The sequence below is a fragment of the Actinocrinis sp. genome (genome assembly GCF_035605935.1).
In the GTDB taxonomy this organism is placed as follows: Bacteria; Actinomycetota; Actinomycetes; order Streptomycetales; family Catenulisporaceae; genus Actinocrinis.
Genome location: NZ_DATNGK010000027.1, coordinates 1 through 25,951, shown reverse-complemented (window position 1 = coordinate 25,951; position 25,951 = coordinate 1). Strand labels below are relative to the sequence as shown.

The 25,951-nt window shown below is 69.7% G+C and carries 16 protein-coding genes, 2 tRNA genes and 1 pseudogene; 6 read left to right on the top strand and 13 right to left on the bottom strand.

Translation table 11 applies throughout. From position 1 onward, the window contains the following. Positions 1 to 387, bottom strand: a pseudogene (locus tag VN779_RS02500) (ammonia channel protein); the annotation flags it as partial. A gap of 256 nt (positions 388 to 643) precedes the next feature. Beyond that, complete coding sequence (locus VN779_RS02495; RefSeq protein ID WP_414639557.1) at positions 644 to 2,287, bottom strand: hypothetical protein; 1,644 nt, start codon at positions 2,285 to 2,287, stop codon at positions 644 to 646. 103 nt (positions 2,288 to 2,390) lie between these two features. On the opposite strand from VN779_RS02495, the gene VN779_RS02490 reads away from it, so the two are divergent. Beyond that, a complete protein-coding gene (locus VN779_RS02490; protein ID WP_325719681.1) occupies positions 2,391 to 3,491 on the top strand; it encodes a bifunctional DNA primase/polymerase in 1,101 nt (366 codons plus the stop codon). Positions 3,492 to 3,544: 53 nt separating this feature from the next. Here the strand turns inward: VN779_RS02490 and ftsY are convergent, their stop codons facing one another. From ftsY to VN779_RS02475, 3 genes are all read right to left on the bottom strand, one after another. Beyond that, positions 3,545 to 4,759, bottom strand: coding sequence for a signal recognition particle-docking protein FtsY (gene ftsY, locus VN779_RS02485; RefSeq protein WP_325719679.1), 1,215 nt, complete (start codon positions 4,757 to 4,759; stop codon positions 3,545 to 3,547). Positions 4,760 to 4,814: 55 nt separating this feature from the next. Next, the gene (gene smc / locus VN779_RS02480; protein WP_349260608.1) at positions 4,815 to 8,405 is read right to left on the bottom strand and encodes a chromosome segregation protein SMC; all 3,591 of its coding nucleotides are present in this window, start codon (positions 8,403 to 8,405) and stop codon (positions 4,815 to 4,817) included. A gap of 246 nt (positions 8,406 to 8,651) precedes the next feature. Next, positions 8,652 to 8,864, bottom strand: a complete 213-nt coding sequence (locus tag VN779_RS02475; protein ID WP_324851630.1) for a hypothetical protein — start codon at positions 8,862 to 8,864, stop codon at positions 8,652 to 8,654. Positions 8,865 to 9,197: 333 nt separating this feature from the next. Between VN779_RS02475 and VN779_RS02470 the strand changes: the two genes are divergently transcribed. After that, positions 9,198 to 9,833 carry a CAP domain-containing protein gene (locus tag VN779_RS02470; RefSeq protein WP_325719676.1) on the top strand — a complete coding sequence of 212 codons (636 nt, stop codon included), beginning with the start codon at positions 9,198 to 9,200 and terminating at the stop codon, positions 9,831 to 9,833. 93 nt (positions 9,834 to 9,926) lie between these two features. Here the strand turns inward: VN779_RS02470 and VN779_RS02465 are convergent, their stop codons facing one another. Continuing rightward, positions 9,927 to 12,605 carry a valine--tRNA ligase gene (locus VN779_RS02465; RefSeq protein ID WP_325719675.1) on the bottom strand — a complete coding sequence of 893 codons (2,679 nt, stop codon included), beginning with the start codon at positions 12,603 to 12,605 and terminating at the stop codon, positions 9,927 to 9,929. Between the two features lie 189 nt (positions 12,606 to 12,794). Between VN779_RS02465 and VN779_RS02460 the strand changes: the two genes are divergently transcribed. Then, the gene (locus tag VN779_RS02460) at positions 12,795 to 13,802 is read left to right on the top strand and encodes a hypothetical protein (RefSeq protein WP_325719674.1); all 1,008 of its coding nucleotides are present in this window, start codon (positions 12,795 to 12,797) and stop codon (positions 13,800 to 13,802) included. 68 nt (positions 13,803 to 13,870) lie between these two features. On the opposite strand, the gene clpX is transcribed toward VN779_RS02460, so the two are convergent. From clpX to VN779_RS02435, 5 genes are all read right to left on the bottom strand, one after another. Then, positions 13,871 to 15,163, bottom strand: a complete 1,293-nt coding sequence (gene clpX, locus VN779_RS02455; RefSeq protein WP_325719672.1) for an ATP-dependent Clp protease ATP-binding subunit ClpX — start codon at positions 15,161 to 15,163, stop codon at positions 13,871 to 13,873. Positions 15,164 to 15,350: 187 nt separating this feature from the next. Then, positions 15,351 to 16,001 carry an ATP-dependent Clp protease proteolytic subunit gene (locus tag VN779_RS02450; RefSeq protein WP_325719670.1) on the bottom strand — a complete coding sequence of 217 codons (651 nt, stop codon included), beginning with the start codon at positions 15,999 to 16,001 and terminating at the stop codon, positions 15,351 to 15,353. A gap of 30 nt (positions 16,002 to 16,031) precedes the next feature. Continuing rightward, a complete protein-coding gene (locus VN779_RS02445; protein WP_325719685.1) occupies positions 16,032 to 16,631 on the bottom strand; it encodes an ATP-dependent Clp protease proteolytic subunit in 600 nt (199 codons plus the stop codon). A 325-nt stretch (positions 16,632 to 16,956) separates the two neighbouring features. Further along, positions 16,957 to 18,345 carry a trigger factor gene (gene tig, locus VN779_RS02440; protein WP_325719668.1) on the bottom strand — a complete coding sequence of 463 codons (1,389 nt, stop codon included), beginning with the start codon at positions 18,343 to 18,345 and terminating at the stop codon, positions 16,957 to 16,959. A 222-nt stretch (positions 18,346 to 18,567) separates the two neighbouring features. Next, positions 18,568 to 18,641 (bottom strand) — tRNA-Pro (locus tag VN779_RS02435). Positions 18,642 to 18,807: 166 nt separating this feature from the next. Between VN779_RS02435 and VN779_RS02430 the strand changes: the two genes are divergently transcribed. From VN779_RS02430 to VN779_RS02420, 3 genes are all read left to right on the top strand, one after another. Further along, positions 18,808 to 18,878 (top strand) — tRNA-Gly (locus VN779_RS02430). A gap of 183 nt (positions 18,879 to 19,061) precedes the next feature. Then, positions 19,062 to 21,335, top strand: coding sequence for a penicillin-binding transpeptidase domain-containing protein (locus tag VN779_RS02425; protein ID WP_325719666.1), 2,274 nt, complete (start codon positions 19,062 to 19,064; stop codon positions 21,333 to 21,335). Between the two features lie 258 nt (positions 21,336 to 21,593). Then, entirely contained in the window at positions 21,594 to 24,032 is a 2,439-nt protein-coding gene (locus VN779_RS02420; RefSeq protein ID WP_325719664.1) for a penicillin-binding transpeptidase domain-containing protein, read from the top strand. A gap of 115 nt (positions 24,033 to 24,147) precedes the next feature. Here the strand turns inward: VN779_RS02420 and VN779_RS02415 are convergent, their stop codons facing one another. Next, on the bottom strand, positions 24,148 to 25,317 hold the full coding sequence (locus tag VN779_RS02415; RefSeq protein WP_325719662.1) for a PP2C family protein-serine/threonine phosphatase: 1,170 nt from the start codon (positions 25,315 to 25,317) through the stop codon (positions 24,148 to 24,150). 217 nt (positions 25,318 to 25,534) lie between these two features. Beyond that, a partial coding sequence (locus VN779_RS02410) for an RpiB/LacA/LacB family sugar-phosphate isomerase (protein ID WP_325719660.1) occupies positions 25,535 to 25,951 on the bottom strand: 417 nt, incomplete at its 5' end.

The window sequence follows — 25,951 nt, the reverse complement described above, 5'->3', positions numbered from 1 at the left end:
CGCGCCGGAGATCAGCGCGGGGGTGATGATCGCGAACATCAGCTGGAAGCAGGCGACCGCGAACAGCGGCACGCCGGTCGCGCCGTAGATGCCGGGGTGCCCGGAGCTGGCGCCGGTGGCGATGCCATGCATGCCCCACTGGGTCAGACCGCCCCAGAAGCTGCTGCCGCTCGCGTCGTTCGCGTTACCGAACGAGACCGACCAGCCGTAGAGCACCCACGCGACGGTGACGACCGCGATACAGATGAAGTTCATCATCAGCATGTTGAGCACGCTCTTGGCGCGCACCATGCCGCCGTAGAAGAACGCGAGCCCTGGTGTCATCAGCAGCACGAGCGCTGAGCTCGCCAGCACCCAGGCGGTGTTACCGGAGTCAAGAGTTGGCATCGTTCACGTATCCTTCGCGAGGCCCGCCCGGCGGTCCGGCGCAGCGGCCAGGACCGAAACAGGGTCGTGTCAGTGGAAAGGTTGCGCACAGGGGTGCCGACCGCGCGGCCGACCGTTCACAGGGGGGTGACGCCGTTGTCCTGCGCAGAACCATCGCCGCGGGCCGTTACCGCTCACAGCGCGTGATGTTTCACTGACGTGACGGATTGCTCAAACTGGTTACGAGCGTGTGAACGTTGAAAGGGCGCCGGCCCTTCTACAGAGGAAGAGCCGCCACGGGGATCGGGAAGCCGACAGAAGCTGAAGCAGGCTCGCGCAACCGCTCGGTCAGCTCGCGCAGGCCGGGTTCCTGGGGGAAGCGCTGCCGGGCGCGGGCCAGCACCTCGCGCAGCCGTTCCTCGGTTTGCCGCGACCGCAGTCGGACCGCGAGCAAGCATGCCGTGCGCAGGGCGTCTGCGGTTGCGGCGGCATCGGCGAGCAACGCGCGCGCGTCGGCGAACCCGACCAATGCGGTCACATGGCCGCGCAGTTGAGCGGCGCCCTCGCGTTCGTAGAGCAGAACGGCCGCCTCGAACTCGGCCGAGGCCTCGGTGGCGGCGGCCGGGACGCGCTCGGCCAGATCGCGCAAGGCCTGGCCGAGTTCCGCGTGTAAGGCGGCGGTGGTGTAACCGGCGAGCCACTCGGGCGTGTGGTCCTGCGCACGGCCCAGTTCGTGCGAGGCGAGGGCTCGCTCGGCCGCATTTCGGCATTGTTCGGCGCGGCCGAGGGCGCCGTGGGCCCGCGCCTCGACCGCGTCGATCAGCGCGCAGGCAAGCGGTTCGAGTTCACCGCGGGCACCGGCGCGGCCGACCGCGAGAAGGTCGAGAGCGTCCTGTGCGCGGTTGAGATGGATCAGCTGCCGCCCCATGGCGGCCAGGATCCCGGCGGCGAGCGAGCGGTCCCCCGCCTCCTTCGCGCAGTGCAGGCCCAGGATCTGGTAGCGCTGCGCGGTCGCCTGCAGGCCGGAGTCGAGCGCCATTTCCCCGGCGAGCAGGGCTAATTGCGCGGCGATGCGGAACAGACGCGGCTGCACACTGTCGCGCACCGGTGCGCTTTCGCGCAGCTGGCGCAGCACCTCGGCGACTTCGTACAGCTGCCCGACCACGGCCGCGCGGCGAATCCCGCCGCCGACCGCGGCGTCCCACTCGCGGAAGGTGCGCGCCGCCTCTTCCAACTGCTCGACGAGGATGGCCGTGCGGTTCAGCCGCGGCCGGCCGGTCACCCCGGCGCCGACACCGACTGCACCGGTCCTTCCGTTGAGGCCCGGCGCCGTTCCTGGTCCCGCGGTTCCAGCCCCGGGCGCTACCAGGCCCACTGCGCCCGCCGCACCCGACATGGCCAGCGCACCCATCGGCGCGAGCGCGCCCATGCCGCCGGCCGGCCCCATCGTGCGCACCATCGGCGCAGGCAGCAGCCAGCGCTTGACCGGCTCGACCAGTGCGGACCCGGCCGCCAGCGGCGGCGCGCCACCCGCCCCGCGGCGTCCCAGTATCAAGTCACTGCGACAAAACTCCGCGAGCAGTTCGGCGGTGCGCTCGGCCGACCAGGGCAGGTCGGTGAGCGTCCCGGCGATCGGGCTGGCCGGCTCGCGCAGTCCGAGGTCGCTGAGCGTGACCACGCAGCCGAAGCGCTCGCTGAACAGCTCGGTCAGAATCCGCGGGATCGGGTCACGCGGCTGCTCGCCGTCCAGCCAGCGGCGCACCCGCGAGGTGTCCGTGGCGACGTGCGTCGCGCCGAGGTCCCGCGCCCGCCGGTTCACCAGCCGGGCGACCTCGCCCTTCGACCACCCGCTGCGCAGGAACCACGAGGCGAACAGCTCGTTCGCCAGCCGCTCAGGCACCGGCCCGCCCCTCCCATGCATTGCTCGTGCGGCATCCACGCCGGAAGCCGCTTGTGACCGCTAGTGAACCCCTAGTGAGCTGAACGTAACCGCTCGACTGTGGCGTTCGCAGCGGAATCTGCAAATGCGCCAGGATTCGCCACCCGGCCCCCGGCGCGTCGTTTTCGCAGCCCGACTAAGGTCTATTGCGGGAAGCTGCTCGCCATCGCTCATTCCGGTGAGGGGACGGGACCGGAAGGCGCGCGACAGTAACCCGGATCGGGGCGTCACAGTTGAGAGAGGCGTGACGACGATGCGTGGCCAGCTCGGACTGAGCGCTCTACTACCGCGCCAGACCGCGCGCCGCCGCGCCGGCAATCAAGGCGCGGCAGCGACAGAAGAAGCAGCGGCGCGTGCAAATGCAGCCGATAACGAGGCGACACCGCGTGCACGGGTCGTGGCGGCACCGGAGCGCGCGCATGCGCGCGGCCGCGGTGGTGCCGGAACTGGACCCGCATCTGACGCCGAATCAGCTTCGGCTCGGGTGATCGCGCCCCGTGCGGGCCTCGGTTTCGGAATCAGCGCCGTCGCCAGTCCGCGGGCGAGTGCCGCCTCTCGAGCGCACGCGATCGGCCGCCCGCGCACGAATCCGAGCGCAAGCACCCCCCGCACCGCCGCGTTGCGTTACGCCGCCTGGAACTGGCCGATCACGCCGAACCCCGACCAAGCGCCGTCTACGGACCTTGAGCAGGTCTTCGCGACGTGGTCACGAATGCCAGAGGCGCCCATCCTCGCCGCGTGCGGCCTGGCGTTCGACGTCATCGAGGCGGACGCGATCTCCGGCCGCACGGCGCTGATCCGCTTGGACCGCCTCGGTGTGCAGCTCGGTCCGGTTCTGGTGACGCGGGGATGCGGCGCCCGGACGAGCGGCGCGCGCATCAATTTCCTGGTACGCGTTGGCACCGCGGCTGCACTCAGCCCGCTGATGGACCCGCATACCGGCCCCGCCCTGCTCGGCTCCGGCGCTCACGTCGAGTTGCCCAAGGCCCTTGAGCAGACACAGTCACAGGCTCATTTCCAGCTGCACCTTGCCCAGCGCGCCGCCACCGCTGCGGTATCCCCCGACGCGTTCTGGCTCCGCGCCCCGAGCGTCGCCCGCCCCGCGCTGCCCGCCGCGCACGTGGTCCTCGGCGCTCTCGCACTTGCACCCCGCCGAGCCCTGGCGGGTTCCCTCCCCGCGCGCTAACCGCAAGCGTCACGAGGCCAGCCGCGCGGCCGTTGCGAGGTGGGGGCTGTGAGCTATTGGCCGATCAAGGCGTCGACGAAGGCGGCTGGCTCGAAGGGCGCCAGGTCATCCGCGCCCTCGCCGAGGCCGACGAGCTTGACGGGGACACCGAGCTCACGCTGGACCGCCACGACGATGCCGCCCTTCGCGGTGCCGTCCAGCTTGGTCAGCACGATGCCGGTGATGTCCACGACCTCCCGGAACACGCGCGCTTGGACCATGCCGTTCTGGCCGGTGGTCGCGTCCAGGACCAGCAGCACCTCGTCCACCGGGCCATGCTTCTCAACCACCCGTTTGACCTTGCCGAGCTCGTCCATCAGGCCGACCTTGGTGTGCAGCCGTCCGGCTGTGTCGATCAGCGCCGTGTCGACGCCGTTCTCCTTCGCCTGCTTGACCGCGTCGAACGCCACCGACGCCGGGTCCGCACCTTCCGGGCCGCGCACGGTCGTCGCGCCGACGCGCTCGCCCCAGGTCTGGAGCTGGTCGGCGGCCGCGGCGCGGAACGTGTCCGCAGCGCCAAGGACCACCGTCCTGCCGTCCGCCACCAGGACGCGAGCGAGCTTTCCGGTGGTCGTGGTCTTGCCGACGCCGTTCACCCCGACGACCATGACGACCGCCGGGCCTTCGCCATCCGCGCGCAGAGATCGCACCGTACGGTCCGCGTCCGTGCCGATGAGTGCCAAGAGCTCTTCGCGCAGCAGGTTGCGCAACTCGTCCGGGGTGCGGGAGCCGAGGACCCGGACACGCGTGCGAAGACGCTCCACCAGCTCTTGGGTAGGCGCAACGCCGATGTCGCTGGTCAGTAGCAGATCCTCGATCTCCTCCCAGGTGTCCTCGTCGAGCTTGTCGCGCGAGAGCAGGCTGAGCAGGCCCTTGCCGACTGCGCTGTTCGACCGCGCGAGGCGGCCACGCAGCCGCACCAGGCGGCCGGCGGTGGGCTCGGGGATTTCGAGTGGAGGTGCGACCGGGGCCGGTGCGGGGATTGGGGCGGGTGCAGGGATCGGCGCGGGCGGGGCGACGAGTGTGGGTGCCTGAGCGGATGGTGCTTCAGGGGCGAGGGTCGCGGTGGACGTCGTCCCGCTCGGACGCGCCCCGACCTGCGGAGTCGTCGGCTCGGCCGGCGGCGGCACCTGGCGGCGGGCACGGGTCCCGCTCACGAGGTAGTTGGCGAGAACTCCGATCACCGCCAAGGCGAGCACGACGGCGATGACGATGATCACAATCTCCATGGCCCTATTCTCTCAAGACTTGAGGGCTCCCGGTCTCGGGGGAGTTGACATTGCGTCAGGCGGCGGCCGCGTCGCGCAGCTTCTGCGAGATGACGGTCGTGATGCCGTCGCCCCGCATCGAGACGCCGTAGAGCGCGTCGGCGACCTCCATCGTGCGCTTCTGGTGCGTGATCACGATCAACTGCGAGGACTCGCGCAGCTCCTCGAAGATCCGGATCAACCGCTGCAGGTTGGTGTCGTCGAGCGCTGCTTCGACCTCGTCCATCACGTAGAAGGGCGAGGGCCTGGCCTTGAAAATGGCCACCAGAAGTGCCACCGCGGTCAACGAGCGCTCGCCGCCGGACAGCAGCGACAGTCGCTTGACCTTCTTACCGGGCGGCCGCGCCTCGACCTCGATGCCGGTGGTGAGCATGTCCTCCGGGTCGGTCAGGTACAGCCGGCCCTCGCCGCCGGGGAACAGCCGGGAGAAGACGCCCTCGAACTCGCGCGCGGTGTCGGCATAGGCCTCGGCGAAGACCTGCTGCACCCGCTCGTCGACCTCCTTGACCACCTGAAGCAGGTCCGTGCGGGTCTTCTTGAGGTCTTCCAGCTGCTCGTTGAGGAACTTGTAACGCTCCTCCAGCGCCGCGAACTCCTCCAGCGCGAGCGGGTTGACCTTGCCGAGGGCGGTGTAGTCCTTCTCGGCCTGCCGCAGCCGTTTCTCCTGCTCGGCGCGGACAAAGGGGACGGGGGCGTTGCGCGGGTCGTCCGGATTGTCAGCGTTGATCAAAGCGGCCGGCGGCGGCACGAGTTTTTCCGGGCCGTACTCGTCGAGCAGGGCTTCGACGGTGACGCCGAACTCCTCCAGCGCGCGCGCCTCCAACTGCTCGATGCGCATCCGCTTCTCGGCGCGGGCTACCTCGTCGCGGTGTACCGAGTCGGTCAGCTTCTCCAGCTCACCGGCGAGCTCACGCACGCGGCCGCGCAGGATCTGCAGGGCTGCCTCCCGCTCGGCCCGATCACGCTCCGCAGCCTCGCGCTCGGCGCCGGCGCGAGTCAGCGAGACCTCAAGGCACGCCAGCGTTTGCCGGGCACCAGAGGCCACGGCCTGCGCGACGGAGGCCTGCCGGGAAGCGCGCTGCTGCCGTTCGGCGGCGCGGGCGCGGGCCTCGCGCTCCTGGCGGGCGTTGCGGTCGAGGACGTCGGCGCGGCCGGCCAGGGAACGTGCGCGCTCCTCGCCGGTGCGCACCGCGAGCCGCGCCTCCATCTCGGCGGCGCGCGCGGCGGTCGCTTCCGCGGCCAGCTCATCGCGGGCGTCCGGCGCCAAGTCGAAGCCCTCTTCCAGGGCCTCGGCCGCGGCGATCGCCTCCTCGTGCTGGAGTTCGAGGTCGGCGAGGGTCTGCTGGTCCTTCTCGCGGGCGCCCTCGGCCGACTCGATGGCCTTGACGTACCGCTCCACCTCGCTGAGCGCGGCGCGGGCCTGGCCGCCGAGGCGGCCGAGTTGCTGCGCGACCGAGGCCTTCTGCGCGTCGGCGGCGCGGCGCTGGGCGAGCAGCGCGTCAAGGGCCTGCTTCGCGGTGCGCTGGCCGTCGGTGGCCTCTTCGAGTTCGGCACGCAGGCGCCGGGCCCGCTCGCCGGCCTCGAGCAGCTTCTCGGCTGCCTCGTCCACGGCAGCCTGGACTTCGAGCAGGGACGGCGCGGAGGAGGAGCCGCCGTGCGCGATGTGACGGCCCAGCACATCGCCGTCCCGGGTGACCGCGACAAGATCGGGGTGCGCGGCGATCAGCGAGGACGCCTCGCCGAGATCGTCCACTATGACCATGCCGCGCAATAGCCGGCGCAGCGAGGCGCGCATCTCGCCGGGCACGGTGACGAGGTCGACGAGGTACTTCGCGTACGGCGGCAGCGCCGGCCACTCGGCGAAGCGGTCGTCGGCCGGAGCGCCGCCGACGATGATGGCCGCGCGCCCCTTGTCCTCGGTCTTCAGCAGCCTGATGGCGTTGACCGCGGCGTCGGCGGAGGAGACCGCGACGGCGTCGGCGGCCAGGCCGAGCGCCGCGGCGACGGCAGCCTCGGCGCCCTGCTCGACGGTCAGTATCGCGGCGACAGAGCCGAGCAGGCCCGAGAGCCGGTCGGTGGCCGCCAGCAGCGCGCCGGCGCCGTCCTTGCGGCTCAGGCCCAGTTCGAGCGCTTCCTTGCGGGCCGCCATCGCGCCGCGTTCCCGCTCGGCGTCACGTTCGGCGGCGCGCAGCGCGGTCAGCGTGTCCTCAGCGGTGGCCACAGCTTCAGTGGCGGCCTCGACCTCGGCGTCCAGTCCGTCGCCGCCGTCGATTCCCTCGACCTCGGCCTTGAGCAGGTCGTACTCGCGCTGCACGGCCGCAGCTCGGCCGCGCGCCTCGTCGTGCGCGGCCTGCAGCCGGTCGATCTCGGCCTGCGCGGCTCCGGATCGGGACTTGACCGCGCCGACCCGGCCGGCCAGCTTGGCGAGGTTCTCCCGACGGTCGGCGGCCGAACGCACCGCCGCGGCCAGTCGCTTTTCCTCCAGAGCCAGCGCGTTCTCGGACTCGCCGCGGCGGCGTACCGCGTCGGCAAGCACCCGCTGCGCCTCGGCGATCTCCTCGGCGATGGTCTCTTCCTGCTCGCGGATGCGCTGCGCCTCGCGCTCCATGTCCTCCGGGTCGCGGCCGCGTCGCTCGTTCGCGTCCGCGCCTTGGGCCAACTGGTTGAGGTTGCGCACGCGCTCCCCCGCCAGCGACGCGGTACCGCGCAGCCGTTCGCGCAGGGAGGAGAGGCGGTACCAGGCCTCCTGCACGGCGGCCAGGTGCGGTACCAGGTCCTGGACCTCGTGCTCCAGCTCGGTCTCGCGGGCCTGGCTCTCGGCGTACTCGCGCTCCAGCTGCGCGCGCAGCTCGCGGATCGCCGTGTCGTCCGCGGTTTCCTTCTCGTACGCGGTACGCAGCTCGGTCAGGTCGTCGGCGAGCAGGCGCAACCGGGCATCGCGCAGGTCGGCCTGGATCGCCGCGGCGCGGCGAGCCACCTCGGCCTGCCGGCCCAGCGGCTTGAGCTGGCGGCGCAGTTCGGTGGTCAGGTCGGTGATCCGGGTGAGGTTGGCCTGCATCGCGTCGAGCTTGCGCAGCGCCTTCTCTTTGCGCTTGCGGTGCTTGAGGACGCCGGCGGCCTCCTCGATGAAGGCGCGGCGCTCCTCGGGCCCGGCCTGCAACACCGCGTCGAGCTGGCCCTGCCCGACGATCACGTGCATCTCGCGGCCGATACCGGAGTCGGAGAGCAGTTCCTGGATGTCCAGCAGACGGCAGTTGGAGCCGTTGATCGCGTACTCGGAGCCGCCGTTGCGGAACATGATCCGCGAGATGGTGACCTCGGTGTAGTCGATCGGCAGGGCGCCGTCGGTGTTGTCGATGGTGAGGGCGACCTCGGCCCGGCCGAGCGGCGGGCGCCCGGCGGTGCCCGCGAAGATCACGTCTTCCATCTTGCCGCCGCGCAGCGACTTGGCGCCCTGTTCGCCCATGACCCAGGCGAGCGCGTCGACCACGTTGGACTTGCCGGAGCCGTTCGGGCCGACGACGCAGGTGATCCCGGGCTCGAAGCGCAGGGTCGTCGCGGAGGCGAACGACTTGAAGCCCCGGAGGGTCATGCTCTTCAGGTACACGTCGGTCGAAGTCCTAGCGGGGCCGGGCGGGAACTTATCCCTTGAGCGTACCCGGCCGCGGTGACGGGTCCCGGCGAGCCGTCCGGATTGCGGGGAAAGTCGTACCGCAGGAGCCGTGTCCTAGGGCGCGTCTGAGAACGAGCGCCCTGCTCGGAAAGCGGAGAAGGGACGCGGATCCGCGTCCCTTCACAGTATTTCGGGTGCCGTCGATGTCGGCCGGCGCCTCCGGTTGACCGGAGAATCCGGTCAGGTCAGCGCGGGCTCCCGCTCGGCGACCGTGGTGGCGAACAGCTCGTGGTCCAGAGAGGTGGTCTGCACTGCCGCTGCGAGCGAGTCGTTCTCAGCCTGTACTCGTACGAGCTGGTCTTCGAGGTCACGAACTCGCTGCTGCAGCCTCCGCATCTCGGCGACCATTCGCGGGTCCGTCCCCCCGATGTGTCCGAGTAGCGCCTTAGCCATTCCAGGGTCCTCCACGCTGAGTGACCGACGCGGCGTCTTGTATGCCGCGTCACGTGAGGTCGGTTCGCGCGACGTCGTCCTGCTTCTCGGTACTGGGGCTGGAGGGGTGCCGAAGGAGGCATTGAGTTCGGCTTTAGTGCAGCTGAAGCCGTCTCAAGTACGTCCCGGCAAGCACGGCGGCCCACTGGCGTCCTTCGAAGCAAAACGACAGGTGCGCGGGCTTCTAGCGTCTCACCAAGCCTGTCCCCGGTCAAATCCGGAGAGGAGTTGCTACCTTTCCGAGGTTTGGCTCCACTTCGGCGTGGGCACCATCTTCCGCCGTTCGGGCGGATTATGGTCTTCCGCATGATCAACGAAAGCCGTCCGGCTTCGGACCAGGCACGCGAGCGCAGTGTGCGGCGGGTACTTCAGGCGGCCCTCGGCGCGGGGGCGCTGGCGGTGCCGATGCCCTTGGCGTTTCACCAGATTCCGCCCGCGGCGCCCATGCTGCGCGACGCCCCACCGGAGGCCGGCGCACTGCACGACGTTCAGTCTGCCGGGGAATTCTACTCGCGGGAAGTCATGGAGCTGGTCAATCAGCAACGGACCGCCAACGGGTGCCCGCCCCTGGCGATCAATCTCGCGGTGACCACCGCCGCCTACGAGCACTCGCAGGACATGGCGGTCAACGGATACTTCGCGCACGATACGCCGTCCGGGGTGACTCCATGGACCCGGATGCAGAACGCCGGATACGCGCAGCCTGCGGCGGAGAACATCGCCGAGGGATACCAGACGCCGCAGGACGTGGTGAACGGTTGGATGAATTCACCAAGCCATCGACAGAACATTCTCAACTGTTCATACAAGGCGGCCGGAGTCGGCTATTACGACGGGCCGTCGAAAACCGCTCCGGCAAACGGCGCGCAGAACAACAATGGATCAATCTCGCCCGGCCCGTGGTGGACTCAGGACTTCGGTTACGAATAAGGGTCCGACGGCGCCCGAACTAAACAGGCGGTGGGGCGCACGACTCGATCGAGTCGTGCGCCCCACCGCCTGAGCGATCTGAACGCGCCGCGCTCAGCCCTGCGGCAGAGCGCCGAGCTGCGCCGCGATGCGGCCGACGTCGGCCCGCGCCTCGGTGAGCCGGGTGCGGATCTTCTCCACCACGGCCTCGGGGGCCTTGCTCAGAAAGCCCTCGTTGCCCAGCTTCGCCTCGGCGCTCGCGATCTCCTTCTGCGCGGCCGCGAGGTCCTTGGTCAGCCGGGCCCGCTCGGCGGCCACGTCGATCACGCCGGACAGGTCGAGCTGCACGGTGGCCTGCGGGGTCTGCAGCGTCGCCGTGGCCGCGAAGTCCTCGGCCGGGTCGGTCAGCCGGGCCAGGGTGCGGATCTCGGCCTCGTGCGCGGCCAGCGGGCCGGCGAGCGCGAGCGTCGCCGCCACCTTCTGGCCCACCTTCAGGCCCTGGTCGGCGCGGAACCGGCGCACCTCGGTCACCGCCTGCTGAAGCGCGGCGATCTCGGCCTCGGCCGCCGGGTCGCGCAGGGACTCATCGGCCACCGGCCACGCCGCCACCACGATCGAAGCGGCATCGGCCGACTCGGCGCTCTCGCTCTGGCCGCCGTTGTTCAGCGCGAGCCACAGTTCCTCGGTCACGTACGGGATGTACGGGTGCAGCAGCCGCAGCGTCACGTCGAGCACGTGCCCAAGCACCGCGCGCGTGGCCTCGGCCTCCTGGCCGCCGCGCCCGAGCGGTCCCTTGGACAGCTCCACGTACCAGTCGAACACCTCGTCCCAGGCGAAGTGGTAGAGCGCCTCGCAGGCCTTGGCGTGCTGGTAATCCTCCATGTACGCGTCCACCTCGGCGATGACGGCGGTCAGCCGGGAGAGGATCCACCGGTCGGCCGCGCCGAGTCGCTCGCGGTCCGGCAGCGGGGCCGGGCGCACGCCGTTCATCAGCGCGAACCGGGTCGCGTTCCAGATCTTGTTGCAGAAGTTGCGCGAGCCCTGCGCCCATTCCTCGCTGGTAGCCAGGTCGGCGCCGGGGTTCGCGCCGCGCGCCAGGGTGAAGCGCACCGCGTCCGAGCCGTAGTTCTCCATCCACTCCAGCGGGTCCACGCCGTTGCCGCGCGACTTGGACATCTTCTTGCCGAACTTGTCGCGCACCAGCCCGTGCAGGGACACGGTACGGAAGGGCACTGATTCGGCCGGGCCGCGTTCCTTCATCGCGTACAGGCCGAACAGCATCATCCGCACCACCCAGAAGAACAGGATGTCGTACCCGGTCACCAGCACGCTGGTCGGGTAGAACTTGCGCAGATCCGCGGTGTCGTCCGGCCAGCCGAGCGTGGAGAACGGCCACAGGCCGGAGGAGAACCAGGTGTCGAGCACGTCAGGGTCCTGCGTCCAGCCGGCGCCGGGCGGCTCCTCATCGGGGCCCACGCACACCGTCTCGCCGTTCGGGCCGTACCACACCGGGATGCGGTGGCCCCACCACAGCTGCCTGGAGATACACCAGTCCAGCAGGTTGTCGGTCCACGCGAAGTAGCGCGGCTCCAGTTCCTTCGGGTGGATCTTCACCCGGCCGTCGCGCACCGCGGCCGAGGCTTCGGCGGCCAGCGGGCCCACCTTCACCCACCACTGCAGCGAGAGGCGCGGCTCCACCACCGTGTCGCACCGCGAGCAGTGGCCCACGGCGTGCACATACGGCCGCTTCTCGGCCACGATCCGGCCCTCTTCGCGCAGCGCGGCCACCACGGCCGGTCGCGCCTCGAAGCGGTCGAGGCCCTGGAACGGGCCGTGCGCGGTGATCGTGCCGCGCTCGTCCATGATCAGCAGCGAGGGCAGGCCGTGGCGCTGGCCGATCTCGAAGTCGTTCGGGTCGTGCGCCGGGGTCACCTTCACTGCCCCGGTGCCGAACTCTGGGTCCACGTGCCGGTCCGCCACGATCGGCACCCTGCGGCCGGTGAACGGGATCTCGATCTCGGTGCCCACCAGGTGCTTGTACCGCTCGTCGTCCGGGTGCACGGCCACGGCGGTGTCACCGAGCATGGTCTCGGCCCGCGTGGTGGCCACCACGATCGCCTGCGCGCCGTCGCCGTAGCGGATCGAGACCAGTTCGCCCTCGTCCTCCTGGTGCTCCACCTCGATGTCCGAGAGCGCCGTCATACAGCGCGGGCACCAGTTGATGATCCGCTCGGCGCGGTAGATCAGGCCGTCGTCATAGAGGCGCTTGAAGATGGTCTGCACAGCGCGGGAGAGCCCGGCGTCGAAGGTGAAGCGCTCGCGGCTCCAGTCCACGGAAGCGCCCAGCCGCCGCATCTGGTTCAGGATGCGGCCGCCGTACTCGCCCTTCCACTCCCACACCTTCTGCACGAAGGCTTCCCGGCCAAGGTCGTGCCGGGACAGACCTTCCTTCGCGATCTCGCGCTCCACCGCGTTCTGAGTCGCGATGCCGGCGTGGTCCATGCCGGGCAGCCACAGCGTCTCGAAGCCCTGCATCCGCTTGCGGCGCGTGATGGCGTCCTGGAGCGTCATGTCGAGGGCGTGGCCGATGTGCAGCGAGCCGTTCACGTTCGGCGGCGGAATCACGATGGTGTGCGCGGGACGGTCGCTCTTGGCGTCGGCCTCGAAGTAGCCGGCCTGTACCCAACGCTCGTACAACTTCCCCTCTACCTGCGCGGGCGCGTATTGCGTCGGCAGGGTGGCGGCGGCGTCCGGCTGGGCGCCCTGGCTCTGAGGGGAAGTGGTATCGGTCACGCTCCGATTGTACGGATCGCGCAGAGCGCTCCGTTCCCATTTACTGCCTCTCCGAATGCACCCAGCCACCCGGCCGCGCCGAAGCCGTCGCTGCTTGAGTGCACCCGAAGGGATCCGCCTTAGCCCGCACCGCGTCGATAGTGTTTGCGGGCTTCGCTTCGATGGCGGGGCAGGGAGGGTACTGACGCCATGTCATGGGACGCACAACCCCCGGCTGAACCGCCTCTTCCGGCGGAGCCGACAGGGTACGACCAGTATGGTCAGCCGATCGTGCCGCAGCACCCGGCGCCCCAACAGCCGACACAGGCCTTCCCCCAGCAGCAAGCGGCTCCGCAGTGGTACGCGCCGCGGCCCGATCCGGCTCAATGGAACGCGACGCAGCAGTGGGATGCGGCGCAGGCGAACCCGGCGAGCGGGAACCCCTATCCGCAGAATCCCGATGCGTGGTCTCAGCCGCAGTACCAGTCCGCACCGCCGTTCTTTGCCGCGCCGCCGCCCAAACGCAGCCGCACCGGCATGTATGTCGGGCTCGGCGCGGGCGCTGTGCTGGTAGCGGGGATCGTGGCGGCAGTCGTCGCGATGAGCGGTGGCAGCTCGAATCAGAGCCCGGCCGCGCACGGCGCAGGCCCCCCGCCGTCGACCGCCGGTAGCGGATCAAGCACGCCGAACCGAGTGACGGACACCGCTCCGACCGGTGCCGGCTCCGGCTCGCCCGCATCGCAGAACGCGCACACGCTCAGCGTCCCGCAGACTGCCGGGCCGCTGCACCTGGTGACCAACGGCGACATCGAGCAGCGAATCAGTGATCTGAAGAAGAGCCTGGCCTCGAACACCGCGTACCCGGATCCGCTGGTCGGCTTCTACCGGGCCGGTACGTCCGGCTCGTTCAGCGTGTGGCTGCTCGCGGAGAGCACCGCGAACATCGCCGACTTCCAGACCAGCCTCGGCATCATGGGCCCGAGCGGGGTGATGAAGCAGATCACCGGCGGCGCGTCGATGAAGAACGTGACGGTGGAGAATCCCGGCCCGCTGGGCGGTGCGCTCGACTGCGGCAAGCTGAACGTGGACGGGACCGACGTGCGTTCTTGCGTGTGGGTGGATCGCAGCACCTTCGGCTGGGTTTACTTCCTGCCCAGCGTCGGCCAGAGCAAGCTCGTCCCGTACACCCTGGACCTGCGCGCCGCGGCCGAGCGTTGAGGAAGGTGCGGACGTACTGACGGCGGCGCGCCGGTATTCACCAGCTCGCCGCCGTCAGTGAAGTCCGGCTACGCCGACTTCTCGCGCGGGGTGCGGTTCTGCGGGGCGCGGTGCGGCGAGTCGCGCGGCACCAGCGTCGGGTTCGCGTGCTCCTTCACCGACTCCGCGGTGATCAGCACCTGAGCCACGTCGCGGCGGGAAGGCACCTCGTACATCACCGAGAGCAGCACTTCCTCCATGATCGCGCGCAGGCCGCGCGCCCCGGTGCCACGCAGGATGGCCAGGTCCGCGATCGCCTCGATGGCGTCGTCGGAGAACTCGAGCTCAACCCCGTCCAGCGCCATCAGGTGCTGGTACTGGCGCAGCAGCGCGTTCTTCGGCTCGATCAGGATGCGGCGCAGCGAGTCCCGATCCGGGCTCTGCACGCTGGTGATGACCGGCAGACGGCCGATGAACTCGGGGATCATGCCGAACTTGATCAGGTCGTCCGGCATGACCTCGTTGAAGACGTCCTGGGATTCCAGCTCGGCGCGGCTGCGCAGCTGGGCGCCGAAGCCGATGCCCTGCTTGCCGATCCGGGCTTGGATGATCTTCTCAAGGCCGGCGAACGCCCCGCCCACGATGAACAGTACGTTCGTCGTGTCGATCTGGATGAACTCCTGGTGCGGGTGCTTGCGGCCGCCCTGCGGGGGAACCGCCGCGACCGTGCCCTCCAGTATCTTCAGCAGCGCCTGCTGCACGCCCTCGCCGGAGACGTCCCTGGTGATCGACGGGTTCTCGCTCTTGCGGGCGATCTTGTCGACCTCGTCGATGTAGATGATCCCGGTCTCGGCCTTCTTCACGTCGAAGTCGGCGGACTGGATGAGGCGCAGCAGGATGTTCTCGACGTCCTCGCCGACGTACCCGGCCTCGGTCAGCGCGGTCGCGTCGGCGATGGCGAACGGGACGTCGAGCATGCGGGCGAGGGTCTGGGCGAGGAAGGTCTTACCGGAGCCGGTCGGGCCGAGCAGCAGGATGTTCGACTTGGCCAGCTCGACGGTCTCGTCACGCGAGGAGCGGCCCGTGTCGCCCGCCTGCACCCGCTTGTAGTGGTTGTACACGGCCACCGACAGCGCCTTCTTCGCGGCGTCCTGGCCGATCACGTACTGGTCGAGGAAGTCGTAGATCTCCCGCGGCTTGGGCAGTTCGGACCACCGGTGCTCGGCGGAGCCGGCCAGCTCCTCCTCGATGATCTCGTTGCACAGGTCGATGCATTCGTCGCAGATGTACACGCCGGGTCCGGCGATCAGCTTCTTGACCTGCTTCTGGCTCTTCCCGCAGAAGGAGCACTTGAGCAGGTCGCCCTCACCGATGCGTGCCACGGGGTGGATCTCCTTCGCCTCGACGCCGGACGCCCGGCCCGGCGGGGCCGAAAAAGCCCTCAATGGAAGAAGGTACCGCTTTCGCGGCCGGAACGGGGGCAGGTAAACGCCGGGAAGCTTCCCTGCGCCCCCCGCCGTCCGTTCCGGCGCGACGCGGCCTCAAGCGAACCTGGGGTTCGACGACCGGTCAGAGCGACGGGCGGGACATGCCCTCGACCCGGCTGGTGACCACCTGGTCGACCAGGCCGTAGTCCACCGCCTGAGGGGCCGTCAGGATCTTGTCCCGCTCGATGTCTTCGCGCACCTGCTCCTCGCTGCGGCCGGTGTGCCGGGAGAGCAGGGTCTCCAGCAGGGCGCGCATCCGCAGGATCTCGTTGGCCTGAATCTCCAGGTCGTTGAGGTCGGCGCGGCCGGTCTCGGTGTACGGCTGGTGGATCAGCACGCGGGCGTTGGGCAGCGCGAGCCGCTTGCCCTTGGTACCGGCCGCGAGGATCACCGCTGCGGCCGAGGCGGCCTGGCCGATGCACACGGTCACGATGTCCGGCTTGACGAACTGCATCGTGTCGTAGATCGCGGTCAGCGCGGTGAACGAGCCGCCCGGGGAGTTGATGTAGATGGTGATGTCCCGGTCCGGGTCCATCGACTCCAAAGTCAGCAGCTGCGCCATCACGTCGTTCGCGGAGGCGTCGTCGACCTGGACGCCGAGGAAGATGATGCGCTCCTCGAACAGCTTGGCGTAGGGGTCGTACTCGCGCACGCCCTGGCTGGTGCGCTCGATGAAGTGCGGCAGGACGTACCGGGCCTCATGCCTGCGCGCGGCCGACTGGTTGTCAGTCATTGCGGGGTTCCTTTGTCTGGTCGCGGCGGGTCAGGAGGTGGTGACGGGGTTACCCGCCGGGCCGTGCGCGGCGGCCGTGAAGATGTCGTCGATCAGGCCGTATTCCTTGGCGTCCTCGGCGGAGAACCAGTGGTCGCGGTCGGAGTCCTTCTCGATCTTCGCCTGCTGCTGACCGGTGTGCAGCGCGGTCAGCTCGATCATCCGGCGCTTGCTGCGCAGCAGCCGCTCGGCCTGGATCTTGATGTCGGAGGCCGAGCCGCCGAGGCCGGCGGAGCCCTGGTGCAGCAGGATCTCGGCGTTCGGCAGGGCGAAGCGCTTGCCGCGGGTGCCGGCGGTCAGCAGGAACTGGCCCATCGAGGCGGCCATGCCGAGGGCGACGGTGGCCACGTCGTTGGAGATCAGCTGCATCGTGTCGTAGATCGCCAGGCCTGCGGTGACCGAGCCGCCCGGGGAGTTGATGTAGAACCAGATGTCCTTCTCGGGGTCCTCCGCGTTCAGCAGCAGTAGCTGGGCGCACAGGGTGTTGGCGATGTCGTCGTCCACGGCCGCCCCGAGAAAGACGATCCGGTTGCGCAGCAGCCGGTTGAAGATCTGGTCGTTGAGCCCGCCCGGGCCGTCGAGACCCGCCATGCGCGGAGCCCTGTCCGAATACGGATTCGTCACGTCGTCCACCTGTCTCGCTTCAGAAGACCCGTTCTACTGAAAGCGACCCTAACCCGTGCCACTAACGTGACGACGGATTAGGGCCGCTTGTTCGCTCTAGGCGTGCAGTGCAGTGTCTTCTGCGCCCAGCCCGCCTCGCTTCGCTCGGCGACTGGCCGCTAAGGCGGCGCGGGTGGCGCACAAAAACAACTACGGGCGCGCCAGCACCACACCGCGCGGTAGCCACTCCACACTGCCCGCCGCCGGACCGCCTCGCTTCGCTCGGCGACTGGCCGCTAAGACTAGTGAAGACCTACGCGTGGTCGTGGCCGTAGTGCTCGTCCCCGAGCTCGCGGCCGAACGCGTCCGGACCCTCGCCGAGCGCCGGGGTGTCCAGCTCCGAGAGGTCCACGGCGTTGCCGGAGGCGTCCTTGATCTCGGCGTTCTCCAGGATCAGCTGCAGCGCCTTACCGCGGCGCACCTCGCCGACCAGCGCGGGCACCTGCCCGGAGTCGACGACCTGCTTGGCGAACTGGTCCGGGCTCAGGCCGGAGCCGGAAGCGCGGCGGATCAGGTGCTGGGTGAGCTCAGCCTGGTTGACGCTCAGCTCCTCCTTGTCCGCCAGCCGGTCCAGCACGAACTGCGCCTTCATGCCCTCGCGCACCTGCTTGTCGAGGTCCGCGGCGAAGGCGTCGGCCTCCTGGTCCTGCAGCTTCAGGAAGCCCTCGCGGGTCATCCCGGCACGCTGGATCTGCTCGTCGAGCTGCTCGTTGCGCCAGGCGATCTCGGCCTCGACGGCCTTGGCCGGCAGCGGCACCTCGATCTGGGCCAGCACGCTCTCGAGCACCTTGTCCCTGGCCTGCGCGCCCTGCTCGAACTTCTTGGCCCGCTCGAGCCGGCCGCGCACGTCGCCGCGCAGCTCCTCGAGCGTGTCGAACTCGCTGGCCAGCTGGGCGAACTCGTCGTCGAGCTCGGGCAGCTCGCGGGACTTGACCGCGCCCACGGTGACCTTGATCTGGGCCTCCTCGCCGGCGTGCGAACCGCCGACCAGCGTGGAGACGAACTGCGCGGTCTCGCCGGCGCTCTTGCCGATGATCGCCTCGTCGAGGCCGTCCACCATGCTGTTCGAGCCGACCTCGTAGGAGACGCCGGTGGCGGTGCCGTCCTCGAGCTCCTCGTCGTCGATGGTGGCGATCAGGTCGACGGTCACGAAGTCACCGTCCTGCACGGCCCGCTCGACGCCGGTGAGGGTGCCGAAGCGCTTGCGCAGCGCCTCCACCTGCTCGTCGACGTCCGCGTCACTGACCTCGACGTCCTCGACTTCGACGGTGACGCCCTTGTACTCGGGCAGGTCGAACTCGGGACGCACGTCCACCTCGGCGGTGAACTTCAGCTGCTCGCCGTCGGCGAACTCGGTCACCTCGACCTCGGGGCGGCCGACGACCTCGAGCTTGTTCTCCTCGATCGCCTGGCCGTACAGCTCCGGCAGCGCGGAGTTGATCGCCTCCTCGAGCACGGCGCCGCGGCCGACGCGCTGGTCGATGACCCGCGGCGGCACCTTGCCCTTCCGGAAGCCCGGGACGGTCACCTGCTCGGCGATCCTCTTGTACGCCGTGTCGAGGCTGGGCACGAGCTCGGCGAAGGGAACCTCGACGGTGAGCCGGACCCGCGTGGGGTCGAGGGTCTCGACGGCGCTCTTCACAGCAGTGATCTCCTCGCTGGGACTACTTCTCGGTAGCAAGCGCGTGCTCGGGGTGTGGTCACGCCGTGTCGGAAAGCGTTGCGGCGGCGGCAGGCATACCAGGACGCACGCCGCATCGCGCTTGCGCGGGTATCGTACCTTGCCGACCCCGTCCGGGTGATAAAAGCGCAGATCACGACTGACCCTGACGAATTGTCACAGGTCGGCCGCGTTTTGACGCTGTCGGGGTGGCCGGATTCGAACCGACGGCCTTCCGCTCCCAAAGCGGACGCGCTACCAAGCTGCGCCACACCCCGCTGACGAACCGTGGGAAGCGTACCGGTTCGGTGGCACGGCGCGCATCGCGATACCGGCGGACGGGCGCGCCGCGAGGCGGATCCGAGCCGCGCGCGAGCCTGCGGTCCGTTCGGGGTGATCTCGGGTGCAGGCGGCCGCACCGGTATGGCAAGATAAGGCGGCACTGCGGACGTAGCTCAATGGTAGAGCCCCAGTCTTCCAAACTGGCTACGCGGGTTCGATTCCCGTCGTCCGCTCTCTGATCAGCGCCCCGACACCGCGTAACCGGTGTCGGGGCGCTCAGTCGCTCCAGGCTTTTCGTCACACTGCGGTCACAGTATTGGGAATACAGGCAACGGCTGAGGACCGGGCGGAGTCTTCTCCGGGGGGAACGAACAGGGGGCCCCAGCCGAGCCGGTAGTGGGAGGGAAACACCGCGCATGTCCGACGATCGATCGCCGGTGAACGGCTGGTTTCGGGACGAACCCGACAGCGCTCCGACGCAGGCCTCTGGCATGCCGCCAGCCGCGCCCTTTCCGGCACCGGGCCAACCGCCGCTTCCGCCGCAGCAGTACTCCTCGCCGGATGACGCTCCTACGCAGGTAGGCGCGATTCCGGCGATGCGGCCGCAGCCGCCTCAGTCCCAGCCACCGCAGCCGCAGTGGGATCCGCAGCCGCAACGGCAACCGCAGCAGAGCGTCAGCACGGTGTACGGCCACGCGCAGGCTCCGGTGCCGCCGCCCGCTCCGTTCCAGGCCGCGCCGCAAGCCCCCTATCAGGGCTATGACCGGAGCCACGGCCAGGCCGCGTTCCACGGGCAGCCGCAGGACGCTCCCTTCCCGATGCAGCAGCGGCTGCCGGAGCAGGACCCTGAGTACAGCTACCCGGAGTACGAGCCGCATCCGCACGACCGGCGCGGGCAGGCTCGTAACCGCAAGCCGGTGCTGGCCGGCGGGGCTGTCGCAGGTGCCGCGGCGCTCGGCTTGATCGCCTACCTGGCGCTGAGCGGCGGTTCCCCCGCGAAGAGCGGGAACACCGCGGCTGGCGGCCCGGCGGCGTCCCCCTCCCCCACGCACACCAGCTTCCAGCCGACCAGCGCCGACCCGGCCACCGCGGCCGAGCAGACCGCGACCGCGTTCCTCAACGCCTGGCAGTCCGGCGACTTGACGGAAGCTGCGAAGTACACCGATGACCCGACCGACGCGCTCACCGCGCTGACCGCGTACAAGTCGGGCCTCAATCTCAGTGCCCTGGCGTTTAAGCCGCAGCCCGCGGTGGTCGCCGCCGCCTCGTCCACGGCTTCCCCGAACGTCGGCGGAAGCGGGAGCAGCCCGAGCGGCTCGAGCACGAATTCAGGCGGGACGGCGGCCGGCGGCGGGTCGAACACCAGTCCGTCTGGGACCGTGTCGTTCTCGGCGACTGCCACGGTGGGCATGACCGGACAGAACGCCACGATGCCGTGGGCGTACAACTCAAGTCTGGTCGCCTACAAGCAATCTGACGGCTGGTCGATCCGCTGGAACCCGTCGATCCTCGCGCCGGGTCTCGCCGATGGTCAGCAGCTCGCCGTGGTGTCCGTGCCGCCGGGTGTGGGCAAGGTGGTCGACTCCTCGGGCACCAAGCTCTCCTCGTACTCGGACAGCTCGTTGCAGACCATTGCCAGCTCCCTGGGCAAGAAGGCACCGAAGGGGTCTGGCACGGCCGGCGTCGCGGTGCAGGTGGTGAACGCCTCTGGTACCGCGGTCGGCAGCACACCGCTCGCCACCCTGCAGAAGCCGGTTGACGCCTCGGTGCTCAAGACCACGATCGACCCGACCGTGCAGGCCCTGGCCCGCGCGGCGGTGGGCATGCACTCGCGCAGCTCGATGGTCGTGCTGCGGCCCTCGACCGGCGCGATCCTCGCGGTGGCCAACTCCGCGGGCAGCGGGGACACCGCGTTGACCGGCGGCCTCGCCCCGGGCTCGACCTTCAAGATCGTTACGACCGCGGCGTTGCTGAACCACGGCTATGTCTCGCTGTACTCGCCGGTTTCCTGTCCGCTGACCGTCACCGTGCAGGGTGTCGTCTACCACAACAGCAGCGACGGCACCGGCAAGAACGAGGAGTCGCTGCCGCCGGGCACCCCGTTCATCACCGACTTCGCACAATCGTGCAATAACGCCTTCACCCAGTTCTACAAGCAGCTCGAGGGCGGGAAGCTGGCGGGCACCGCGTCGACGTACTTCGGCTTGAACCAGGCCTGGGATATCGGCCTGGGATCGAACCAATACTTCGGCATGCCGGGCGGCTCCAGCGGCGCGGAACTGGCGCAGGAGAACTTCGGCCAGGGGCGGATCGTCGCCTCGCCGCTCGCGATGGCCTCGGTGGCCGCGACGGTCGGCACCGGCTCCTTCCACCAGCCCTACCTGGTCAACGGCGTCACGAAGGTCACGGCGAGCTCCTTGCCGTCCGGTACCGACGCCAGCATCAAGACCATGATGCGCGCGGTGGTCACCAGCGGCACCGCCGCCGGGGTCTTCAGCGGGGTGTCCGGGCCGTTGTACGCGAAGACCGGCACCGCCGAGACCGACGCGAACAAGGACGGCAAGACAAACGCGTGGATGGTCGTCTACGACCCGAACCTCGACATCGCGCTCGGTGTGGTGGTGCAGGACTCCGGGTTTGGCGCCGTCTATGCCGGGCCGGAAGCCAGGTACGTTCTCGCGCACCTCTGAGTGCGGCATCACTCCAGACTCCAGGCAACTGCGTAGCTGCGAGTCGTCGGCCGACGGGTTTCCAGGCTCGGAACCGGGGCAGTGGCGCAAAAGCACCATATATAGGATGCAACGAGGAGCGACCCTGCCGCGTCTGTTGTGGTTAAGACGCTGTGCAGCTGTGGCGCCTCGGGTGGACGGCGCCGTGCGCGGCTGACGCTCTGTTGCTCTGGAGTGCGCGCCTACCGAAGCGTGCGAGCCCACGGGAGGGACTGGACATTGACCGACGAGACCAGGCCGGACGGCGCCGCGAGCGGACCGCAGGAGCAGGACGACGCGCTGGACTCGTGGTTCCGCCCCCGAGGCGAAGAGGAGCCGCCGGAGCCAGCTCCCAAGGGGTTCGATGAGCGAGCCAGCTCCGCCGAGGCGGATTCGAGCTCTGCCGACGGCGCGGGCGGTGCGGACGAAGCGCTGACCCAAGCGTTGCGGACGACGCCGGACAACGACGCGACGCAGCTCGTGACGCGGAGGCCGGCGGACAAGAGCGCTGCGGAAGAGAGCCCTGCAGACAAGGACGCTGCGGACAGGGACACAGCGGACACCAACGCTGCGGACGAGCGCAGTGTCGAGAAGAACAGCGCTGATAAGAACACCGCGGACGGCGACAAGACGACGAGGATTTCGCGCCCGGCCGCCGCAGCCGGCCCTGCATCGGGTGCCGCGCGCACGTCGATCCCCGGCGCGAACGACCGCACGCAGGTCATACCCGCCCCCGTGAGCCCGCCGCGGCCGTACGCTGCGTCAGCGCCCACGCAGGCGATTCCGCGCACGGACGCACCGCTTCCCCCGCAGCCTCCGCAGTCGGACATGGCGGTGCGCGGCGGCTCGGATCGATCTGCGCAGCCTTACGGCGGCAGCCTGAACTGGACGCCGCAGACCCAGCCGCTGCAGACGCCACAGCAGCAGCGCCAGCCGCACAGCTACCCGACGCCGCCGGGCCAGGCACCGATACTGCCGGTGCGCGGGTACGACGACCACGACGACTTCGATGATTACGACTACGACGACGTTCCGCCGGCTGGCGGCGGCGGACGCTCCAGTAAGCCCCGCAAGCGCCGCGGACTGCTGGTCGGCTCCGGCGTGGCGGTCGTCATCGTCGTGGTCGCCGCGCTCATTTTGACCGGCAACATCACCGTGCCTGGCATCAGCGCCAAGCCGGTGCCGACCGTGGGCTTCTCCCCCAGCGGCTCCGACGCAGGCACCGACGCGACGCAGACCGGCACCGCGTTCCTGACCGCCTGGCAGAACGGCAACCTGAAGGCCGCCGCGAACATCGCCGACGACCCGACGACGGCGCTGGCGCAGCTGACCGCGTACAAGAACGACCTGAAGGTCAGCAGCCTCTCGCTGATGCCGGGCACCGCGAGCGCGGCCGGCTGGATGACGTTCAACGTGGCCGCGCAGGTCGGCACGCCGGCGAGTCCGTGGACTTACAACTCGGGCATGGCGACGTACTCGAAGAGCATCGACGGCTACACCCGCTGGTTCGTCAAGTGGCAGCCGAGCGTGCTGTTCACCTCGCTCAAGGCGGGCCAGAAGCTCGGCCTTGGCCAGATCCCGCCGACCGCGAACAAGGTGGTCGACAGTCACGGCAACGAGATCACCAGCGCGAACGCGCCGAGCCTGAACGGGATCGTGAGCGCGCTCGAGAAGGCCGCGCCGCCCTCAGACGGCACTCCCGGCCAGAAGGTGCAGATCGAGAACGCGGACGGCTCCGTGGTCTCCACCGTCGCGAAAGTCTCGGACCCGGTGAACACCAGCGCGGTGAAGACGACCATCGACCTGAACGTGCAGGCGGCCGCGCAGAGCGCGGTTAATCAGGCCGCGAACAGCTCGATGGTGGTCATCCAGCCGTCCACGGGCAACATCCTGGCCGTGGCGAACAATCCGCCCGGCGGCCTGGACACGGCGATGGTCGGCCACTACGCGCCCGGCTCCACATTCAAGACCATCACTACGACGATGGTGCTGAACAAGGGCATCATCACCGACCTGAACCAGACCTGGGACTGCCCGGCGACGCTCAACGCGGACGGCATCACGCTGCACAACAGCGAGCAAGAAGCCGGCGTCGGCAAGTCCTTCCTGTGGGACTTCGCGCAGTCCTGCAACAACGCCTTCAGCCGCTTCGGAAGCAGTAGCGGGGTGAGCAAGAACGTGCTGGCTCAAACCGCGCACGACTACTACGGCTTCGACCAGAAGTGGGACGTCGGCCTCGGCCAGCCGACCGTGTACGGTCACGTGCCGACCTCGTCGTCCAACAGCCTCGCCGAGGAGCTGGTCGGTCAGGACCAGATCACCGCCTCACCGCTGGTAATGGCCGCGGTTGCGGCAACGATCGCGAACGGCTCATTCAAGCAGCCGATCCTGGTGCCCGGAGCGTCGCAGCTTTCGCTGACGCCGCTGCCCGCGAACACCGATGCCGGCCTCAAGACGCTGATGCACGAGGCGGTCGCAAACGGCACCCTGACCGGGGTGCTGACCCAGTCCGGCGCTTACGGCAAGACCGGTACCGCCGAGGTACAGGGCAAGACGCCGAACAGCTGGACCATCGCGGTGCACGGGGACTTCGCGGTCGCCGCGCTCGCGGTCGGCGGTAACTTCGGCGCCCAGACGGCCGGGCCCGAGTGCAACACGCTGTTGAAGGCGGTGTCGTAGCGCTCGCCGCTGGACAAAGGCAAAAACAACGCAGCGCTGGCATGTCGTCGAGAGACGGCACCAGCGCTGCGGCGCGTGCGGGCCGGGAACCATCTGCGCTTCCGCGATCAGTGACTCACGCGGTGGGGCGCGTGCGCCAGACGAGCACCAGCGCGCGGTCGTCGTTCGTCTTGCGGGCGACCGCATCCACGATGCGGGGCGCGCCGCCGGCAAAACCCTTCGTTTGGAGCATGCCCGCCGCACCGAGCAACCGATCCAGGCCGATCGCGAGGTCTTGGCCGGGCTGCTCGATCAGGCCGTCGGTGAACAGCATCAAGCCGTCCCCGTACTCGAGGCGGCCGCGGGTCGGCTTGTACTCCGCGTCCGGGAGCACGCCCAGAACCGGGCCCGGCGTCTCGCACAGCGACCAGCGGCCCGCGCCCGCGGCCAGGTGCGCGATCGGCGGGTGGCCCGCGCTATAGCACTCGTAGTCGCCGGTCTCCAGGTCGAGCACGAGGTGTACGGCGGTCGCGAAGCCTTCCTCCCAGCCCTGCCGCAGCAGGTACCGGTTGGCCGCGACGAGGAACTGCGGCGCGGGCACCGAACCGAGCAGGCCGCCGAAGGCTCCGGAGAGCAACAGCGCTCGCGTGCCCGCCTGAAGGCCCTTGCCGGAGACGTCGACCAGGCCGAGTTGCAGACGGCCGTTGCCCTCGTGGAACTGTCCTTCGGGATCCAGGCTTTCCACGTCGCTGCGGGCCGCGATGAGGAAGTCACCGGCGAACGACTGGCCGCCGGCGGACTTGAGGGCGAGCTCCAGGTGCCAGCCCTGGGGAAGGAGAGGCACCCGGCCTTGCGCTTGCAGCCGTTCGCGCAGGTCGAAAAGCATCGACTCGCCGCGCGTGCCGCGCACGCCGAGCCGCACCCGCTCACGTGACATGACCAGCACGATCAGTGCCGTCGCGCCGATCAGCAGGATCGTGCCCGGGGTCGGGCGCGCGGGATGGCTGGTGAGCGCGTCGACCACGACGACGAGCGCCGAGGCGACCAGCAGCACCAGCTGCGCGGTGAATCGCAGCATGAAGCCGCCGAGCAGCAGCGGCAGGGTGACCATCGCCGGCTGAGCCCACACCGTGTGGAGGTGCGCCAGGACGCCCACCGCGACGGACAGGGCGATGAGCGCCGGCAGCAGGAGCGCCTCGGATTGCGGCGCCGTGTGCCGCAGCCAGAGCCTGAGCGCGCCGAGCCGACGAGGCCGAGCGCGCGGCCGGTCCTCCGCCGCGCGGTCCACCGACGCCGTCACCGCCATGCAGGGGACCCTATCGAGACAGTGCGCGCAGCGTCACCACGCGGCGCCTCTTCGGCATAGTGCGGCGTCATTTCAATCACCCGATCGAGTGAGCATGTGAGCAAAAGGCGTGCTGCGCGGCGCTGTTCAGGGGCCGTGCGCTGGGCTGACGGAGTGAAGATCAGCGCCCGTGAAACTGACGCCGCGACAGGGCCGCCGCGTAGCCGCGCTCGGGCGGCTATCGGGGAAGCGCGGGCAGTTCGCCGGTCCGCTCGTACTCGGTGAGCATGCCGATGCGACGCGCGTGCCGCGGGTCGCCGCTGAACGGCGTCGCGACGAAGAGTTCGACGAACCGCACCGCGTCCTCGAGCGGATGCATGCGGCCGCCGATGCTGATCACGTTGGCGTCGTTGTGCTGCCGGGCGAGGGTGGCGGTCTGCTCGCTCCAGACCAGCGCCGCGCGCACGCCGTTGACCTTGTTCGCCGCGATGACCTCGCCATTGCCGGAACCGCCGATCACGATGCCCAGAGTGCCGGGCTCGTCGGCCGCACCCTTCGCGGCGCGCAGCACGTAAGGCGGGTAGTCGTCGGTGGAGACGTACTCGTGCGGCCCGCAGTCAACCGGCTCGTGGCCGAGTTCCTTGAGGCGGTCGAG